The sequence below is a fragment of the Paenibacillus sp. FSL L8-0436 genome, from assembly GCF_038593025.1.
Classification (GTDB): domain Bacteria; phylum Bacillota; class Bacilli; order Paenibacillales; family Paenibacillaceae; genus Paenibacillus_AQ.
Genome location: NZ_CP151955.1, coordinates 2,338,669 through 2,355,540 on the forward strand (window position 1 = coordinate 2,338,669; position 16,872 = coordinate 2,355,540).

Sequence of the window (16,872 nt, forward strand, 5' to 3'; positions counted from 1 at the left end):
AGAAAGTCCGTTCCACTATTAATTATATCACAAGGGTCAAACAATTAGTCTTTATTACTTATGTATAGAATAGCCTAATATTTCCTTTTTGAAACTCCACGTTTTCAATATTACGCAAAAAATTTGCGGTTGTCAACGCTTATTTAGCTACGCCCATCTTTAAACAACGGAGGAACGCGCCATGCAACGTAAAAATGACACGGAATCATCACATAAAACACCGCGCAGTATCGACCGCATTTATAACGGAAGCTACGAAGAATACGAAGACGCAGCGGATTACATTGACGTCCGCGACGTATTGAAAGGACGAGTGATCGCATGACTTGGACCGCTAGTGCTCACGCAGCCAAACGCGCCACTGAACGTTTTGGCGCGACCGCCGAAACAGTATCCGAGTGGTTTAGCGATAAACTCGCGTCTGCTCGATACGTTTGTAACACGGTAGACGACGACGGAAGCGAAGCGCGCATGTTCGTCAACGGTAAAATCATGTTCTTCGTCGCGCTATTTGAGGACATTGTTAAATCCGTTCGATACGCATCTCGCACGCAGACAGCCGCCGACTGTATCGCCGAGCTCGCGGAAAAGGAACTTCGTAAGCGCCAGGTCCGCGCACTTGAGGCGGAACGAGGCTGTGCAGCTAAGAAAGCGGAGTTAGAAGCGCGCCGCATCGATCTTAACATCGCGTTATTGCGTACACGTTCCGAAGCGCGGACCGCAGTATTGACTGCTGAGCTCGCCATAGTCGAAACGGAATTATGCGAGGTGCTTGCGGCAGTCAAGCGCGCTAAGCGGGAGCTAACAAGTTTCGCGGAAGGATACGTATCAATGACGTCATAATTCCTACGTCGGCCGTGCGGTGTTAACGCGACGGTATCCGTTAATGCCGCGTTGCGGACGTAGGAAGTGTCCGAGGTTGGGCGGAACCTTAATCCGTACATTATACGAAGAGGAACGTGATCGAATGAGCATGTTTACGAAGGTAGGCGCGGAAGCAGCGGCGGCAGGTAACAACGAAGGAGACGCGAAGGAGAGTCCGATTGTATCGTTTAAATCCGGATCAACGTTTAAAGTCGGAGTCAAATCGATTAATGACGTGGCGGAATACTACGGCTACGGGATGTTCGGAAAAGTGAACACGTTTCTGCCGGAGAAAGCCGCCGAGCGCAACGCTAAAGGCTACGTAACGAAAAATCCGTCATTGTGGGATCAAGCGGCTGACCTGCTCTACGCGGACGCTAACGCAGCGAAAGAAGCCGGCGCGGATGAAGCTGCGGTCAAAGTGTTCACGGATGAGGCGTATCTCTACAAAGGTAAAAAGCGTTACCTGCGCGCATTCTTCGACCTGACAACCGGTAAGGATATCGTGGTCGATTTGAGTCCGAAACAGGAGCAGACGCTTAAGGCTACGATTGAAGACAATCTCGATGACCTCGACGCAATCGCGTTTAAGTTGACGAAGAAAGGTTCCGGTACAAATGCGGTTGTCGCGCTGTCGGCCATCGTTAAAATGGACCGCGATCTGACCGCAGAGGAGTGCACTAACTTCGATAAACTCGGAGAGGCTCCGTTCGATATGGCGTCGTTCGAAACGTGCTTATACGTTGCTGACACCGCCGAGCAAACGAAGAACCTCGTTATCGCGGGATTTGATATCGGCCGCCTCGGATTGTCTATCGGAGCTAGCGCGGGAACATCAGCGCAGCCTAACGCACAGACTCCGCCGCCTGCAGACGCTGCCGCCTCGCTGGAAATCGATGAGGCCGAGTTGCCCTTCTAAACTACGCATAACAACGGGGAGGTAAGCGCATGAGCAACGTAACGAATCCGATCGAGCGCCGGCTATCCGTCGGCCTCCTGGTCGATAGCGTTAAGGACTTACCGAAGGCAGGCGCGTACCTCAAGCGCTTTTTGGACGAAGTTGACATCGCGCACGGCCCGTTTAGCGTCAACGTGGTTATCTCGGCGGGTGGCGCAGAAGTTCCGCAGCCTACCGTAGAGATTATCTATACGGCGGGCGACGAAGACCGTTCGGCAGATTACGAAAGGGAGCGTGATTAATACGGCACACTTAAGTGAGAACGTAGGTAAGTACTCGGAATTGGCGGCGCGACTTGCCTTATTGGCTAACGGATGGACCGTCCATCAAGCGGAGACTGACGAGGCGTATGACGTCCTCGCCAAAGACCCGGTCAGCGGTGAGTACGCGAAGATTCAAATTAAGACGATCCGTCAGCGCAAAGATCGCGGCGGCGACCTCGTAGTATACGCGAAAAAAGGTAACGGGACGACGTACGACCTGGCCGACGCTGATTATATTATTGGCGTATGGGCGGTCGAAAGCGAAGTTCCCCGCGTGTTCATGTTCGAAAATCGCGTTTTGACTGAGTACTGGTGTGCGGAGGCTAAAGCGTCTGAGCGCTGGGTCGAACTGTCCCTCGCGCTGAATCGCGATGTGTATACGGCGGCAACAGCGGTGGATTCACTATCCGCAGCCTAAACGGAGTCAAGCGCAAGTGGACGTAACCGGGGCGGAGGTAAAGGCGCGGGTGACTGCGCTGATACAGCCCCAACGAAGGAGACGTAAATTAATGGCGAAATTGAACGTAACTTATCCGGCTAGCGAAGTGACTGTAGGAGACGTAATTTACCGCAAAGTTGACCGCAAGGCGCAAGCGGGCGATATCGTTAAGGTGCTGGCCGGCGGTTTGGATATTACGAACGGTGCGTTTTACCTTGTTGAACGCGGTCGCGAACTTTATTTCCGTGACGACGTCGGACACGCTCGTTATCGTATTGAAGGCAGAGTGGGGCAGCACGAAGTCTACACGCCAGTAATCTCCGCATCTACCGCAGATATCCCCGTTGACATGTCCGGTCAGATCACGTTCGAAGGCACGCAATACCGCAAGGTCAGCCGCTCGGCCCGCGAAGGCGACGTTATCGTATTTACGAAGAATACCGCATACGTTTCGGTGGGAAAACCGTACCTTGTCAACGAGATTGATAGCGCAGATGATGCGCAAATTACGGATGACGACGGAGACGACTTCGATACTTGCGCGAAGGAGTTCGATGTGTACGAAAAGGTAACGGAACCGTCCACGAAGTATCGCGAGGTTAAGCGAAAAGCTAACGTAGGTGAGCGCGTTAGAGTATTCGGCCATCACGACACCTCGCAAAATACGGAGCAAGCCGTAATCCGCGTAGAGGACAACGGTCATATCTACTATGCAGATGGCGGGCGGATGCCGGGTGGATACGTAGTCCTTGAGCCAATCGCAGCGCCAACGGCGGCGTACGTAGAAGCCAAGCGTAAGGCCAACGTAGGCGAGCGGATTAAGATCGTGAACCGCCTGTTTATGTCTGATCCGTACGAAACCGGCGATGAGTTAACGGTTAGTAAGCGCCTTGACTCCGAGAGAGTAAGCGTAGACGTTGGCGGTAGGAGTGCAATCGTAAGAGACGAGGAGTATGTCGTTCTCGAACCGAAGCCTAAACGCCTGACGGTCGGAGATTATGCGAAAGTTATCGCGAGGGGCGGTAATCATAACTACGAAGTGGATAGCGTAGTTAGGATCACGGAAGACGACCGCACCGGGGCGCCCTACAGAGCGGAGAAGGCAGACGGGACCGTAGGCAATTGGCTTACGGAGGAACTGGTCGAGCCCGCAACCGAAGCGGAGTTTCTTGCTCAGCGTAAGCCGGCGGAGCCTGCCCGTCTGAAAGTCGGCGACTATGCGAAAGTAATCGACGCTTCCGGGAGTGGCAGCGCGGTCCTCGGTGATATTGTAGAGGTAACGCATGTACGCAGCGCGTCCGACCCTCGTGACGGCGATATGGTCTCCGTTAAAACTTCGGCAGGGGACGCATATAATATGTTCTCGCGCAGATTCACGACAGCCACTCCGGAAGAAGTAAGCGAAGCTCAACGTAAAATCGAAAAGGCGCAAGCTGTCGGTCCGTTCGCTGACGGAGGCTTTGCGCAGATCGTCAACGCTACGGAGGATACCGCCAGCCCTACGCCGCGCAGCACGCCTAACGCCTTCGTACGTGTTGAGCCTACGACATTGAGCCGTCTGCGCGCATTGAAAGTTACGTATGTTGACGGTGCCTTCGGATACTGCAACGCGGACGCCCTGCGCCAGATTACGGAGGCTGAGTATAACGCGGCGGTTGCGCCTGAACCGAAGTTTAGCGTAGGCGATAGCGTTAAAGTTACGATTGCTGACGGGGAAAGACCGCGCTACGGATGGGGCCACGTTAGTAACGGAGACACCGGCAAAGTTACGAATGTGTCTGACGTTAGAATTACTGTAGACTTCCCGAAACAGGGCGGTTGGGACGCCGAGCCGGGCGAACTTACGAAACTGACCGCAGAGGAAGCGGCAGAAGCGCAGGAAACCGCACGTTGGAACGCAATCGGGCGCAAGATCGGCGAGTATAAAACGGGCGATATCGTTACCTCCGCGAGCTATAACGGTGCTACGAAAATAGTTACCGCGCAGATTGAGGACGTCGGTACGGAACTGCTTGGACTACGCGCGGCGGACGGAGAGTACCACGCGGTCAATAAAGACGGCGCTAAGCTCGTCGTACCGGTTGAACAGCGCTTTGACACGGAACAGGCCGCAGAAAAGGCGGCAGCCTAAATTACCGGAGGTGACGCGGATATATGGACGTTAAACTAACGCTTAATCTACGCAGTCCAACGCCAGCCGAAGCGCCGGAGGACGTAGCTGACCGCATAGCAAGCGCGACGAAGCGTAAGAAGGCAGCGGAGGAAACGATAGCGGACGCATGGGTTCGCATACTAGCGCTAAAGAATACGGATGCCGATCGCGAAAAGTTACTCGCGGTAAAAGACGCAATGGACACGGGTGTGACGGGCAGGCACCCGTCCAGCGTCGGTAAACGGTTCAGCAAAGCGGAGGCTATGCGGATTTACACCGGGCTGCAGGAGCGAAACAAGGCGGAGACGCTGCGCAAGATGGTCGAAAGTACTCCGGTACATTACACGCTCGTTCGCGATGAACGTACGCTCGCCAAAGCGTACAACGCGATCGCATCTGCGGACTTAATCGCGATTGACTGCGAAACGTTCGGCGAAGATGACGGAGCGCTCGACCCCTGGCGCGGTAACATGGCGGGATTCAGCGTGTCGACGCGGGGTGAAAGTTTTTACATTCCGCTGAACCACATAGAGAAAACGGAACTTACGGAGGAGCGCATATTTGCCGCGCTTCGTCCGTTGCTTGAAACGAAGCCTAACGTAATGCACAATGCGCCGTTTGACTGCAAATGGTTCGCGGTGAAATACGGAATCAACTTAATCGACGCACTGCACGCGGATACGCGGATTCTAGCGATGGCGTTCGATGAAAACCGCAATCACCGGTTGAAAGACTTGTGTACGGACTGGCTGAAACTGCCGGGCGATAACTTTGACGCGCTGTTCGGCCGTACTCCGTTCAGTGAAATTCCGCTAGACATCGCGTTAGCATATGCGGCAGGCGATACGGAAAAGACGCTTAAGCTGTACGACTGGATTACGCAATGGTACGCCAAGCGCGAAGACTTGCGTAAGATTGAGCGCCTTGTCTTCGATATTGAGATGCCGGTATGCAGAACCTTCATTAAGGCGGACTTGCGAGGCATACGTTTTGACACCGCGAAGTCCTGGGAGATTGACGCCAAGTTTGAAGAAGAGGAAACGGAGCTACGCCACCAGATATTCGAACAACTCGGCGAGGAGATCAACCTTAATTCACCCGCGCAGCTTAAGCGTAAACTCTTCGAGGACTTAAAGCTCACGGACAACGATAACGGATCGACCGGTGTACGTAGCCTTAAGCGGATAAAGAAGGAGCACCCGGTTATTCCAATGCTTCTCGAATATCGCGGTATTGACAAGCTGCGCCAGGCGTTCACGTCAAAGCTGCCGTTTAACGTTAAGTCTGACGGTAAAATTCATCCGTGGCATAACACGTGGGGTGCAGCGACCGGGCGCTTTACCTGCCGCAACCCTAATACGCAGCAGATTCCCGCGAAACGGCCAGAGATACGTCACCTATTCCTCGCAACCGCTGACGACCGCATTCTCGTATCGATCGACTATTCGCAGATAGAGCTCCGCGTCCTAGCACACATGGCGAATGAAACCGTACTTATCGAAGCATTCGAAATGGGCCGCGATATTCACTCGACGACGGCTGCGCTTATATCAAACGGTAAGTATACGTACGAGGATATCGAGCGCTGGAAGGATACGGAGGGCCACGAATGCGCGAAACTTCGTAAGCAGGCGAAGATTGTAAACTTCGGGATTGTGTACGGAATGGGCGCGGGGAAGCTTGCGGATACGCTGGAAATCACGAAGGCAGCAGCGCAGGAGATCATCGATAACTATTTCCGTGGGTATCCGGGCATCAAGCGCTATATGGACGAACAGCACGCGAAGGTTATGAAAGACGGATTCGTTACGGACTTGGCCGGGCGTAAGCGCAGACTCCACGAGGATATTAAGGCGAAAGAACGCTGGAAAGTGTTCAGTGCGCAACGTATGGGCGGTAACTTTCCGATTCAGGCCGGGGCCGGAACGATTCTTAAGAAAGCGCTGGTCGATCTGGAAACAGTGACACCGAAATATGACACGTACATTCTGCTGCAGGTACATGACGAGCTCGTGTTCGATTGCCCGCGCGATATCACTGCCGAAGCCCTTGCGGAGATTCAGCACACGATGGAGAACGCGGTTAAACTGCTGTGCCCTGTCCGTTGTGACGTCGAAATCAATCCGGAACGATGGCTTAAGAAAGTCGATATTGATGCGTGGTTTGAGGAAGAGGAGGATGCCGCGTGAAGGCAATTAAATTAACAAAGGGAATGTCTGCAATTGTTGACGACGATCTCTTTGAAAGTCTTTCTCAATATTCCTGGTGGTTCCATTCAGGAGGCTATGCGGGCCGGTCGGCGACGAAAGGCGGGAAAAAGCAAAGTGTCCTTATGCACCGTCAGATTGTTGATGCTCCGACCGGAAAAGTAGTTGACCATATAAACGGGAACAAACTTGACAACCGGCTAGAGAACTTACGGGTGACCGATCAGGTCGGGAATCAAGCCAATAGAGCGAGCCTGAATCGGAACAATACGTCAGGGTATAAAGGCGTGTCATGGAACAAGGCTACTAGTAGATTTGAGGCTGGTGTCCAGGTAGAGGGCAAACGGAACTTCTTAGGCTTGTTCACTACTGCGGAAGACGCGGCCCGCGCTTACAACGCTAAAGCGCTTGAACTGTTCGGAGAGTACGCACGCCTAAACGTTATCCCATACGAAGAGGAGGACGCAGCATGAACGAAATCATCACGGTAATCGACGTTGAAACGACGGGCCTCGATCACACTGCGGATCACATTACGGAGATCGCCGCTATCCGAGCGGAGGTCTCGGCGGACGGGAGCGGTGGCTTTAAGATACGCGAGATCGGGCGGTTTCAAACGTATGTAGCACTGCCGGATGGCGTTGTCATCCCGCCGGAAATTACGGAGTTGACGAGGATTAGCGCGGACGACTTGCACGGTGCTCCAACGCTAGAGCGCGCATTGACAGCGTTGTGGTACTTCGCCCGACACTCGTACATCATAGCGCATAATGCTCCGTTTGACCTGGCGTTCGTAATCCGCATCTTTAGTACGATTGGGTACTCCGGAGAGTTCGTATGTACACGCGCACTCTCACGCCTGGTTGATCCGGAAGAAAGCGCTAGGCTCGCGGATGTCTGCGCTAGATATGGCGTACCGCTTAACGGACATCACCGCGCGATGAACGACGTTGATGCTACGCTGCATGTTTATGCGATACTCCGCGAGAAGGCGGAGATTAACGGGATTACGTACAGGAACGTCGTGATTGATTCGGAGGAAAGACCGCTCAAATACGTGCCGCCGGGCGCGATAGTGCGGACGATTAAGAGAACGGAAGGGGCTGCGTAAGGGTGGCGGATAAAGCGCAGGTTAGAGCTAAAATCACGGAGGCTATCGAAACCGCGTCAGAAGATACGGACAAAGGCGGAGAGGATGTCGTTAAGTTCGCGGTCGGCGTTGTGCGCCAGTTCTTCGGCATTCCGTGCGAGTACGAATACTGCGGCGGGTTCGATAGTACGGGCTACGATATTGACTGCTACGCGATTGCGTTTATGACGGAAACGGGCGAGCTCGGAATCTACGATTACCAATACGAGAGTTACTAAGGGAGACGATAAATTGACGCAATCAATCGCTAATAAAATCGCGCAGGACCTTACACAATTCCTCAACGCATTCCACTCCGCGCCGGAAGTGTATGACGACGAACTCGACGCACAACTATTCCGCTGGAATGCGGACTGGCTGACGGATAAGTCACGCAAAGTGTGGCCTCCGCGCGGTATCCCAATGTTCTCCCCTTCCGCAGCTAATTCGGACGCTCGCGGACTTTACGAAAAGGCGCGCGGAGCTAAACGGGAATACGTCGCACAGCCTCCGCATCAAGGGCGATGGAAAAAACTTGGCACAGCGATCGGAGACCTTATTCAGCGCGATATTATCTTCGCGGAGAAACATTACGCTAAGCTGTGCGGCGAGGCTCCGCGCTTCGTATTCGAGCGTAATGACCGTGGCGAACCGATGTTTGAGAACTTCGCGAAGAAGAATCACGTTGTTAATCGCGCCGGCACCACGTTCGCGCTGTCCGGTAAGCCTGACGGAATCATGTTATACACGGCGGATGACGGAAAGGTGCTGCGCGTCGGCCTCGAAGTGAAATCGAAACAAGGTTCGTACTCGCAGACGTCCGGATTCCAGGCGAGAAAAGGACCGAAGGACGACCACGTTAAACAAACGTATTGCTATTCGGAAATGTACGGCGTTGACTACTACGTGATCCTCTACGTTAACGCGAGTAAAAAAGGCTGGACGATGACGCCGGAAGACTTCGCCAAGACTCCCGATATCCTCGCGTTCGGACTGCATATAACGGATGCAATGCGCGCGGAGGTACTCGACCACTTCGCGGGTATCGTTAGCGCAGCGAAAGCCGGAACACCGCCGAAGCTTGATCTCGATAAGTGGACGTTCCTCGACTTCAAGCGTGCGGTCTCGTTGTCACTCTCGGAGGAAGAGCTCGCGGAGATTCAGCGCATGGTATCCGCGACATTACGCTCGTCACTTCCGGACGGTAAGAAGCGCGACTATGCGGAGGCGCTGGCGTTCATCGAGGCGGTTCGGGCGGAAGAGTCAGCGAAGGAGGCGGCGTAGTATGCAGATCGGCGAGAGGGGCTACGTTATCCGCACAGCGAGAGCATTCGCATGGGCAGAGCTGGGCGAAGTGTACCTACGCGGAATCGATAACGGTAAGGCCGTTGTGCAGGACGATTCCGGGCGGTCCTGGACGCTGGATGACGGAGAATACTTTATGCCGGTTGTCAATCGGAATACTGGCGTACACGTAAGTGCAGATCAAGATGAGGAGGCCGCCTAATGTCGCAGCTCTATGTAATCGAATCAGTCAGCAATCTCGACGGAACGACGCACGAACGCGAATCCCGGCGTAAAGGCCAGCGAGTGGAAATCCTTAACTGTACGGTCGGCCAGGCGTTATTACTCGTCTACCGCGACGACTACAACAAGCTCATGCGGTCGACTCCGGTTACAAACGTATCATACGGCGCAGTCGACATCGTAGTCTGGACACAGAATAGCGAATACACATTCGGAAAGGTGGCGGCATAATGGACGCTAATTTACTACGTGAACTCATCGTATTCGGCGCGCTCGGCTCTCTCGCGGAGGAACTTACGGATAAGCCGGCGGAGGAATTACTCAGCGCGGAGACATATACGCAGATTGACGCGCTTATGGCCGCGAGCCAACCGTTCGACCGCCTGACGGCTACAGCGGAGTTACTTACGCTGCTCGACGAATCGGCTGCGCGGATACTCGTGCTGATTACGGAAGGAGGCGGAAGCGATCGCGGCAAAGACGAAGAAACCAGCGGAGTTTAACTACCGTATCCTCGCGCTAGACTTATCGCTGAGCCCCGGCATCGCAGCGCTGGAAGTGCGCGGGAGGACTCCGTTCCTCCTTGCGTGCTCCTCCGTTGCGACTTCGACGGCCGATACGGACGCAATCCGCAACTACACGGTTGAAACGTTTATCGCCGCTTTCCTCCGCGAACATCGTCCGTTCGATATCGTTGTCCGCGAAGACTTTACGTCCGGACGGAATAAGCGCGCGACTCAAACGATATTTAGCGCATGGGCCGCCGCAGACAAAGCGCTCCATGCGTACGGATATTACGCGGAGGATTTAAAGCCAGCGCTAAGCCCGACGTCGGTTAAGAAATATGTAACCGGCAGCGGTAAGGCGGAGAAGCCGGAGGTTGCGGAAGGCGTACGGAAGTACCTGCGGTTGGCGGACGGTTATAAATGGCGGACCGGCTACGACGATAGCGACGCGTGTGCGGTCGGCCTGGCGTATTTATTACGCGAGAATCTAATCGATGAAATCGGAGGGATTGCGGCATGACAAAAGCGGAGTTAATCGCGTTACTATCTGACGTTCCAGACGACGCGGAAATCTACGTATGGGAATCGTATAACGCCGGCTGCGCTACTACGAATATCTCGCGCGTTACTTACGGAGACGGCGCGGTATTACTCGAGGACGCATGACGCCCGGCCCCGACCGCATCACGCGGCAACTAGCGCAGGCCCAAGCCGCCGAAGTCGCGGAGATTGAACGTGCGATCGCGGTATATGACGCTTTACTCACGGATTTAGAACGTAAACTAACTGATGCGCGGCGTAGATATAACGAGACGACCGCGCATCTTAACGAATAGGAGCGATTTAATGACGAAATCAACACAGCTACTAACGGATGAATTTATCGCGAAATACCCGGAGTTTCCGGAACAAATGAACGCGCTGGGCCGCTTCGTATACTTGCGGACATACTCGCGGTTCTTGCCGGCGGAGGGCCGACGTGAAAACTGGCGCGAGACTGTGCGGCGTGCTACGGAATATAACGTACAGCTCGGCGTTAAGCATATGGACCGAATCGGATACGGGGCTGACATCGAGTGGCACCGGAAAGAAGCGGAGTTACTCTTCGATAATATGTTCAACTTGCGCCAGTTTCTAAGCGGCCGTACGTTGTGGGTCGGCGGGGCGGAGAACGGTGTCGCCGATAAGTATCCGCTGGCGAATTTCAATTGCTCGTTCATTAACGTCGCGTCATGGGCGGACCTCGGCGATCTATTTTACCTGTTAATGGTTGGCACTGGTGTCGGCTTCAAGTGTACGAAGGAAATGGCGGCTGGCCTCGCGCCAATCCGGACGAATACAGCGCTGCTCCACTCCGAATACGATCCGGTTCCAAAGGCCGCACGCTATGAGCGCACGCAGCTCCGTGACATGGGCAACGGATACGCGAAAATATACGTAGGTGACTCGAAGGAGGGCTGGGTCGAATCGCTGCGCATATACCTCGATATACTCACGCAGCCATCGTACGAGCACATTCATACCGTTAAGATTTCGTATAACAGTGTACGTCCGAACGGTGAGCGCTTGAATACGTTCGGCGGGACCGCGTCCGGACCGGAGCCTCTGCGTGAGATGTTCGCGGGGATTGATGCGGTACTTAAGAACGCGATTGATCCCGGACTCGATCCGTTAGAGCGCGTGCACTTCGTAGACACTGACGAAGTTAAGAACGGTCCAGTTACGGAGTATAGTCGCGTACGCCCGATTCACGTACTTGATATCGGTAATCTCATCGGTAATAACGTAGTTGTCGGAGGCGTGCGTCGTACAGCGGAGATATTCCTCATGGACGCGGACGACTACGAATGTATCTTCGCCAAGTATGGACTCAACGGATTATGGGACGCGGAGAAACACGAAGCCGTTATTGCGAAGACTCGCGCAGTCGGACTCGAAGCACAGGCGGAGTTTCTCGAAAGCTTACCGCTGAATGATCCGAATGCCCGTCCGTTGCATCACCGCAGGATGTCGAATAACTCGATCGCGTTTACCGCGCAGCCATCACGTGAATTTCTGAATCTTGTATTCACGATGATGCAGGCGGAGGGCGAGCCAGGATTCGTCAATCTCGAAGAAGCGCGTAGACGGCGTCCGAATGCGGAGGGGCTCAATCCTTGCGCGGAAATACTGCTCGATAGTTACGGTGTGTGCAACCTGACGACCGTTAATATGACGGCGTTTGTACGCGGCGTTAACGTGGATTACGCTGGACTCGACGAAGCTCAGCGACTATCTGCCCGCGCCGGAATGCGTATGACTCTCGCTGAGTTGGAACTCCCACATTGGAACGCAATTCAACAGCGCGACCGACTGCTTGGAACGTCGCTAACCGGCGTTAAGGATGCACTTGCCTCCGCGCGGATTTCCGCATTTGAGGAGCGTGAACTACTCGCGGACTTGGGCGATACAGCGCGTGACGAAGCGGACGCCTACGCTAAGCAACTCCGGGTTTCAGCGCCTCTACTCGTAACAACGGTTAAGCCGGAGGGTACGATATCGCAGGTTGCCGGCGGAGTGTCGAGCGGTCTGCACTGGTCGCACTCTCCGTATTACATCCGCCGCATCCGTATCAACGCCGCCGATCCGTTGGCTGCCGCTGTCCGCGAACTCGGCTGGCCGGTTAATCCCGAAGTCGGTACGCCGGGCGCAACTGAGGCGGAACGTCTCATTAACGCGCGCACACTCGTAATCGACTTTCCGGTCGCATCCGGAGCCGAGCGCACGAAGGACGACGTCAGCGCAACGGAGCAGCTCGATACGTATTTCGCGTTCCAGCGCCATTATACGGAGCACAACTCGTCGAATACGATAACAGTACGTCCGCATGAATGGGCGGAAGTCGAATCCGTCGTCTACGATAAGTGGGACGAGTTTACTGCGGTGTCCTTCCTCGCGTTGGACGGCGGTTCTTACGAATTAGCTCCGTACGAAGCGATATCCCGCGAACGTTACGAAGAGATGGCGGCGGCTATGCTTCCGTTCGACTCGGCGGTGCTGGCGCGCTATGAAACAACGGGGGTGAGCGATCTTGAAGGTGCTGATGGCTGCGAAGGAGGCGCGTGTCCAATACGTTAATTGGTTCGTTGTGGTGCGTGCGATACGGCTACACCCGTTCTTACGGCGCGCAAATAACATGGCGGATTTAACGGACGAGGAAGCGCGGAAGATAGATGTAATGATGAGAACACGGAGGGCTTGCGATTAATTTCGCCGGCTCTCCGTTCTTTTTTTTCGTAATTAATATGCGCAAAGTGTGTCACAGGCTTGCGTATGTCGTCTTTATGTATGTGAGGCGCAGATGCAACGCACACGCGCCGCCAATCCACGAAGGAGGACGATAGTATGACGAAGCAGTATCGCGAAGTATCACGTAAGGCAGCGGTGGGGGAGCGGATTAAGATCGTAGCGGCGGTCGTGATTTCGGGGTCATACAAAAATGGCGAGGAGATGACGGTCAAGCAGCGGCAGGACACGGAACCTTACGGAGTCTGGACCGTCGAGCAGCCCGTTTTTGTCTACGATAGAGAATACGTAGTCCTCGAACCGGTAACCTCCGCTGCCCCAACGCCATTGTCCGCCGATCCTCTCTACGCAGCCTTCCGCCAGCTCATCCTAGACAACGCGGAAGCCGTTCGCGCGATTCTGCCGGAGTTGGAGGCGTCGGTTCCGCTAAGACTTACGCCGCACGTAACTCCGCTTATCACGCCACCTTACGCAGTTAAACCGCTGACCCGCGCACAGGTTATCGCGAAGGCGGCCGCTGACGTTGCGGAGTTGCTGCGGATTGGTCACGATGTTGACTCAGAGTTACCGGAGCCTGTCGATTTTCAAGGCGTATTCTTTAGCGTCAAATTACACGTTAACCGTGAGAAACGCTCTGTTACCGCGCTTGTCTTTCGCGGATGTGGGACGTTCGCCAGGGATGTACCGGAGGCTAAGTTCACCGCAAAGTGTTCGCCAGCCGACGTATTCCACGCGGAAATCGGCAAAGCGATCGCGCTGCGTAAGGCGCTGGGGCTCACGGTGCCTAGCGAGTATACGGACGCGCCGCAACCGGAGAGGGCGCATGACTACGCGAAAGTAACGTACGCGAACGAGCGCTACACGATTACGCCGGGGGACTTTAAGGAAGGCACGCATGGTACAAACGAAGCCACCGCGTCATCACAAGTAGCCCGCGAAGGTAAAATCACCGACGACACCGACGTTGACTACGGCGCGGTCGAAGCGAAACTATCCGCAGCATAATACGAAGGAGGCCAACGTATGCCACTACCGAAAGATTCGATGTTCTTCGGATTCGCCGATAAGCTAACGGACGAACAGCGCATTTACGTTAACTCGATATTCGATAACCGCGTGACTTTCGTTAACGCCGCGGCAGGAACCGGTAAGACTACGATGGCGGTCGCGGTTGCGAAGATGCTCGGCAAACCGCTCGTCTACGTAATCAGCCCCGTTGAGGAAAAGCGCCTCGGCTTCCTGCCCGGCGGAGTCAAAGCGAAGGAATCCGTATACTTCACGCCATTGGAAGACGCGCTGTACGAGATCGGCGAAGACCCGCGTAAAGCGATATTCGACGAGGAGAACGTAGAAGCGCAGAAACGCGGTGATGTGTGGGTTTACCCGAAGTCACACGTTTACGTACGCGGCACTAACGTAAAGGGTAAAACGGTCATCATTTCGGAGGCGCAGAACTTTACCCGGCGCGAGCTTAAAAAAGTATTAACGCGTTTGCACGACGATTGCCGCGTCATAGTTGAGGGCCACAGCGGCCAGTCCGATTTACCGGACCCGAGTAAATCCGGATTCGTACCGTATCTAGAACATTACCGCGATCAACCGTACGTCAACGTGTGTGAGCTGACGGTAAACTTCCGCGGCGAGATTGCTACACATGCGGATAAACTCGCATGGTAACGCGCGTACCCGACCGCAAGCAGGCGGACATCATGGCGGAGCGCAAACGTCAGCGGACGGTTTTACTCGACAAATTACGAAGAGGTGAGCGGATGAACAACGAAGTTAACGTTAAAATCAAGCGTCTGCATCCGGACGCAGTAATACCACAATATGCAACGGACCTCGCGGCCGGCTTCGATCTTGTTGCGGTCGAGGACGTAGTGATTTCGCCTGGTGAGACCGCCAAAGTACCGCTCGGCCTTGCGTTCGAAATACCGCCCGGCTACGTCATGCTCGTGTGTATGCGGTCGGGGATCGCGCTTAAGACAAAGCTGCGGCAGCCGAACGGAATCGGCGTTATAGATGCGGATTATCGCGGGGAGGTTGCGATGATGTTCGATAATACGCGGCCGGCGCTGTCAATCGACGAGTACTGCGAGTGGCCGACGTTCCTTAACGGAGAAGAGGCGGTAGGCGTGAACTTGCTCGGCGGAGAGTACATCGTGCGGAAAGGCGATAAAGTGGCGCAAGCTTTCGTACTCCCTTATCCGCGAATTAACTTCGTAGAGGCTGCGGAATTATCGGAAACAGCGCGCGGAGACGGCGGATTCGGTTCCTCCGGAGTCAGCGTATGAGACGCCTCAACTACGAATTTATCCTCGTATGGGCCGTCGTGATTATCGTATGCTTGGCGTTTTGGTACGGACTATTCAAGGCGCTGACAATATTAACGTAAAGGAGGCGTACGAATGAACGGAACACGCGTTAAACCACCGCTAGGATTAAAGCCGCGTTACATCTCGAAGGCACAGCGGATGTGCGGGATCAAGGACGCTGTTCAGCGTTATATGGGCGCATGGATGCCAATACCCGACGAATGGATCACGGAGTATAACGAACTTGCAGCGCAAAAGGAGGTCCGCTAATGAGCACGGTAAGGTTTCCACGCTGGTTACGCGCCGACACTATCGCAAGCCATGCGTTCATCTTCCAATGTACAGCGAATCCGGGCGAGTACGTGTGCCTAAAGGCGCGAAACGGCGACGCTATGCCGGGCGATATCTGCTCGCGGGAGTATATCGATAGCTTATCGGTTGAGGTCGCGGACAAATTGATAATCTGCGAAGTTGCGGAGCCGGCCGAAATCATCCCGTTTCCGAACGCAGTCGCCGACACGCTCGAACATTACGCGAATTTAGCGCGGGCCGGCCACGTAACCGGCGTTGTCATCGCGGCTTTAACTCCGCACGGACTCGCGGCCGATCCGCTGCTTGGACACGTCGGCGTAAGCGAACGCGAGCTCAGCGTATTGATCACGGAACTGAACGACGCCCGCCTGTACGCTCTCGTTAACGGAGAAGACGTATAGACGTACGCATTATACTCGCGCTAGTGTTCGCAGTCTTAGTCGCTGGTATTACGGAGTCAACGGGGACGAGTGAAACGGGCAATTACTCGTCTGGCTACAAGACTCCGACAGTACCGGCGCAGAAAGAAGCGCAAGTAACTCCGCAGCCAACCGCTACGCCAATAGCGGAACCGGCGGAAACATGGCGCTCTTTCACCGCGACCGCTTACGTTGCGGATTGCGCCGGCTGCAGCGGCATCACCAAAACGGGCATCGACGTAAGGCGCACGGTTACACACGAAGGACGCTGCGTGATTGCGGTCGATCCGGACGTTATTCCGCTCGGCTCAACGGTTGAAATCCGCTTAGCCGACGGGAGCACATTCGAAGCGACCGCGCAGGACGTTGGTGGCGCGATTAACGGCGCGGAGATTGATGTATTGATGGCGGACGTGAATGACGCGATGGAGTTCGGACGGCAGGCGGTTGAGGTACGCGTCACATCGCCGCGTTAGAGGCGAAAATTAAACGATAA

The 16,872-nt window shown here is 54.7% G+C and carries 22 protein-coding genes; all 22 read left to right on the forward strand.

The window, feature by feature from the left end:
- Nucleotides 1-181 precede the first annotated feature (181 nt).
- Nucleotides 182-325, forward strand: a complete 144-nt coding sequence (locus NSS79_RS10450; RefSeq protein ID WP_342439289.1) for a hypothetical protein — start codon at nucleotides 182-184, stop codon at nucleotides 323-325.
- A complete protein-coding gene (locus NSS79_RS10455) occupies nucleotides 322-843 on the forward strand; it encodes a hypothetical protein (RefSeq protein WP_342439290.1) in 522 nt (173 codons plus the stop codon). Before NSS79_RS10450 ends, NSS79_RS10455 begins: the two co-directional genes overlap by 4 nt.
- A gap of 76 nt (nucleotides 844-919) precedes the next feature.
- On the forward strand, nucleotides 920-1,783 hold the full coding sequence (locus NSS79_RS10460) for a hypothetical protein (protein ID WP_342439291.1): 864 nt from the start codon (nucleotides 920-922) through the stop codon (nucleotides 1,781-1,783).
- A gap of 29 nt (nucleotides 1,784-1,812) precedes the next feature.
- Nucleotides 1,813-2,064 (forward strand): hypothetical protein, encoded by a 252-nt coding sequence (locus NSS79_RS10465; RefSeq protein WP_342439292.1) that lies wholly within the window; start codon nucleotides 1,813-1,815, stop codon nucleotides 2,062-2,064.
- Nucleotides 2,057-2,503 (forward strand): hypothetical protein, encoded by a 447-nt coding sequence (locus NSS79_RS10470; protein WP_342439293.1) that lies wholly within the window; start codon nucleotides 2,057-2,059, stop codon nucleotides 2,501-2,503. Before NSS79_RS10465 ends, NSS79_RS10470 begins: the two co-directional genes overlap by 8 nt.
- Nucleotides 2,504-2,594: 91 nt before the next feature.
- Entirely contained in the window at nucleotides 2,595-4,655 is a 2,061-nt protein-coding gene (locus NSS79_RS10475; RefSeq protein WP_342439294.1) for a hypothetical protein, read from the forward strand.
- Nucleotides 4,656-4,678: 23 nt separating this feature from the next.
- Nucleotides 4,679-6,865: a DNA polymerase gene (locus tag NSS79_RS10480; protein WP_342439295.1), complete on the forward strand. Its 2,187-nt coding sequence runs from the start codon at nucleotides 4,679-4,681 to the stop codon at nucleotides 6,863-6,865.
- The gene (locus tag NSS79_RS10485) at nucleotides 6,862-7,356 is read left to right on the forward strand and encodes an HNH endonuclease (RefSeq protein WP_342439296.1); all 495 of its coding nucleotides are present in this window, start codon (nucleotides 6,862-6,864) and stop codon (nucleotides 7,354-7,356) included. The genes NSS79_RS10480 and NSS79_RS10485 overlap by 4 nt, the downstream gene beginning before the upstream one ends.
- Nucleotides 7,353-7,994, forward strand: coding sequence for a 3'-5' exonuclease (locus NSS79_RS10490; RefSeq protein WP_342439297.1), 642 nt, complete (start codon nucleotides 7,353-7,355; stop codon nucleotides 7,992-7,994). The genes NSS79_RS10485 and NSS79_RS10490 overlap by 4 nt, the downstream gene beginning before the upstream one ends.
- 2 nt (nucleotides 7,995-7,996) lie before the next feature.
- Nucleotides 7,997-8,251 (forward strand): hypothetical protein, encoded by a 255-nt coding sequence (locus NSS79_RS10495; protein WP_342439298.1) that lies wholly within the window; start codon nucleotides 7,997-7,999, stop codon nucleotides 8,249-8,251.
- Nucleotides 8,252-8,264: 13 nt separating this feature from the next.
- Complete coding sequence (locus tag NSS79_RS10500; protein ID WP_342439299.1) at nucleotides 8,265-9,296, forward strand: hypothetical protein; 1,032 nt, start codon at nucleotides 8,265-8,267, stop codon at nucleotides 9,294-9,296.
- 1 nt (nucleotide 9,297) lies between these two features.
- On the forward strand, nucleotides 9,298-9,519 hold the full coding sequence (locus NSS79_RS10505; RefSeq protein WP_342439300.1) for a hypothetical protein: 222 nt from the start codon (nucleotides 9,298-9,300) through the stop codon (nucleotides 9,517-9,519).
- Entirely contained in the window at nucleotides 9,519-9,770 is a 252-nt protein-coding gene (locus NSS79_RS10510; RefSeq protein ID WP_342439301.1) for a hypothetical protein, read from the forward strand. Before NSS79_RS10505 ends, NSS79_RS10510 begins: the two co-directional genes overlap by 1 nt.
- The gene (locus NSS79_RS10515; protein WP_342439302.1) at nucleotides 9,770-10,042 is read left to right on the forward strand and encodes a hypothetical protein; all 273 of its coding nucleotides are present in this window, start codon (nucleotides 9,770-9,772) and stop codon (nucleotides 10,040-10,042) included. Before NSS79_RS10510 ends, NSS79_RS10515 begins: the two co-directional genes overlap by 1 nt.
- 49 nt (nucleotides 10,043-10,091) lie before the next feature.
- Nucleotides 10,092-10,565 (forward strand): crossover junction endodeoxyribonuclease RuvC, encoded by a 474-nt coding sequence (locus tag NSS79_RS10520; RefSeq protein ID WP_342440340.1) that lies wholly within the window; start codon nucleotides 10,092-10,094, stop codon nucleotides 10,563-10,565.
- Between the two features lie 326 nt (nucleotides 10,566-10,891).
- Nucleotides 10,892-13,162, forward strand: a complete 2,271-nt coding sequence (nrdJ, locus tag NSS79_RS10525) for a ribonucleoside-triphosphate reductase, adenosylcobalamin-dependent (protein ID WP_342439303.1) — start codon at nucleotides 10,892-10,894, stop codon at nucleotides 13,160-13,162.
- A gap of 267 nt (nucleotides 13,163-13,429) precedes the next feature.
- Nucleotides 13,430-14,335, forward strand: a complete 906-nt coding sequence (locus NSS79_RS10530) for a hypothetical protein (protein WP_342439304.1) — start codon at nucleotides 13,430-13,432, stop codon at nucleotides 14,333-14,335.
- Nucleotides 14,336-14,353: 18 nt separating this feature from the next.
- Complete coding sequence (locus NSS79_RS10535; protein WP_342439305.1) at nucleotides 14,354-15,007, forward strand: PhoH family protein; 654 nt, start codon at nucleotides 14,354-14,356, stop codon at nucleotides 15,005-15,007.
- Nucleotides 15,008-15,099: 92 nt separating this feature from the next.
- On the forward strand, nucleotides 15,100-15,624 hold the full coding sequence (locus NSS79_RS10540) for a deoxyuridine 5'-triphosphate nucleotidohydrolase (protein WP_342440341.1): 525 nt from the start codon (nucleotides 15,100-15,102) through the stop codon (nucleotides 15,622-15,624).
- A 114-nt stretch (nucleotides 15,625-15,738) separates the two neighbouring features.
- Nucleotides 15,739-15,915 carry a hypothetical protein gene (locus tag NSS79_RS10545; RefSeq protein ID WP_342439306.1) on the forward strand — a complete coding sequence of 59 codons (177 nt, stop codon included), beginning with the start codon at nucleotides 15,739-15,741 and terminating at the stop codon, nucleotides 15,913-15,915.
- Entirely contained in the window at nucleotides 15,915-16,358 is a 444-nt protein-coding gene (locus tag NSS79_RS10550; protein ID WP_342439307.1) for a hypothetical protein, read from the forward strand. Before NSS79_RS10545 ends, NSS79_RS10550 begins: the two co-directional genes overlap by 1 nt.
- Before the next feature lie 290 nt (nucleotides 16,359-16,648).
- Complete coding sequence (locus NSS79_RS10555) at nucleotides 16,649-16,852, forward strand: 3D domain-containing protein (protein ID WP_342439308.1); 204 nt, start codon at nucleotides 16,649-16,651, stop codon at nucleotides 16,850-16,852.
- The last annotated feature ends 20 nt before the right edge of the window (nucleotides 16,853-16,872 follow it).

Coding starts and splice junctions, on each gene's coding strand:
- NSS79_RS10455 (WP_342439290.1), top strand. CDS start 322: ATGACTTGGACCGCTAGTGCTCACGCAGCCAAACGCGCCACTGAACGT.
- NSS79_RS10550 (WP_342439307.1), top strand. CDS start 15,915: ATGAGCACGGTAAGGTTTCCACGCTGGTTACGCGCCGACACTATCGCA.
- NSS79_RS10545 (WP_342439306.1), top strand. CDS start 15,739: ATGAACGGAACACGCGTTAAACCACCGCTAGGATTAAAGCCGCGTTAC.
- NSS79_RS10540 (WP_342440341.1), top strand. CDS start 15,100: ATGAACAACGAAGTTAACGTTAAAATCAAGCGTCTGCATCCGGACGCA.
- nrdJ (WP_342439303.1), top strand. CDS start 10,892: ATGACGAAATCAACACAGCTACTAACGGATGAATTTATCGCGAAATAC.
- NSS79_RS10490 (WP_342439297.1), top strand. CDS start 7,353: ATGAACGAAATCATCACGGTAATCGACGTTGAAACGACGGGCCTCGAT.
- NSS79_RS10530 (WP_342439304.1), top strand. CDS start 13,430: ATGACGAAGCAGTATCGCGAAGTATCACGTAAGGCAGCGGTGGGGGAG.
- NSS79_RS10450 (WP_342439289.1), top strand. CDS start 182: ATGCAACGTAAAAATGACACGGAATCATCACATAAAACACCGCGCAGT.
- NSS79_RS10535 (WP_342439305.1), top strand. CDS start 14,354: ATGCCACTACCGAAAGATTCGATGTTCTTCGGATTCGCCGATAAGCTA.
- NSS79_RS10515 (WP_342439302.1), top strand. CDS start 9,770: ATGGACGCTAATTTACTACGTGAACTCATCGTATTCGGCGCGCTCGGC.
- NSS79_RS10510 (WP_342439301.1), top strand. CDS start 9,519: ATGTCGCAGCTCTATGTAATCGAATCAGTCAGCAATCTCGACGGAACG.
- NSS79_RS10475 (WP_342439294.1), top strand. CDS start 2,595: ATGGCGAAATTGAACGTAACTTATCCGGCTAGCGAAGTGACTGTAGGA.
- NSS79_RS10505 (WP_342439300.1), top strand. CDS start 9,298: ATGCAGATCGGCGAGAGGGGCTACGTTATCCGCACAGCGAGAGCATTC.
- NSS79_RS10480 (WP_342439295.1), top strand. CDS start 4,679: ATGGACGTTAAACTAACGCTTAATCTACGCAGTCCAACGCCAGCCGAA.
- NSS79_RS10465 (WP_342439292.1), top strand. CDS start 1,813: ATGAGCAACGTAACGAATCCGATCGAGCGCCGGCTATCCGTCGGCCTC.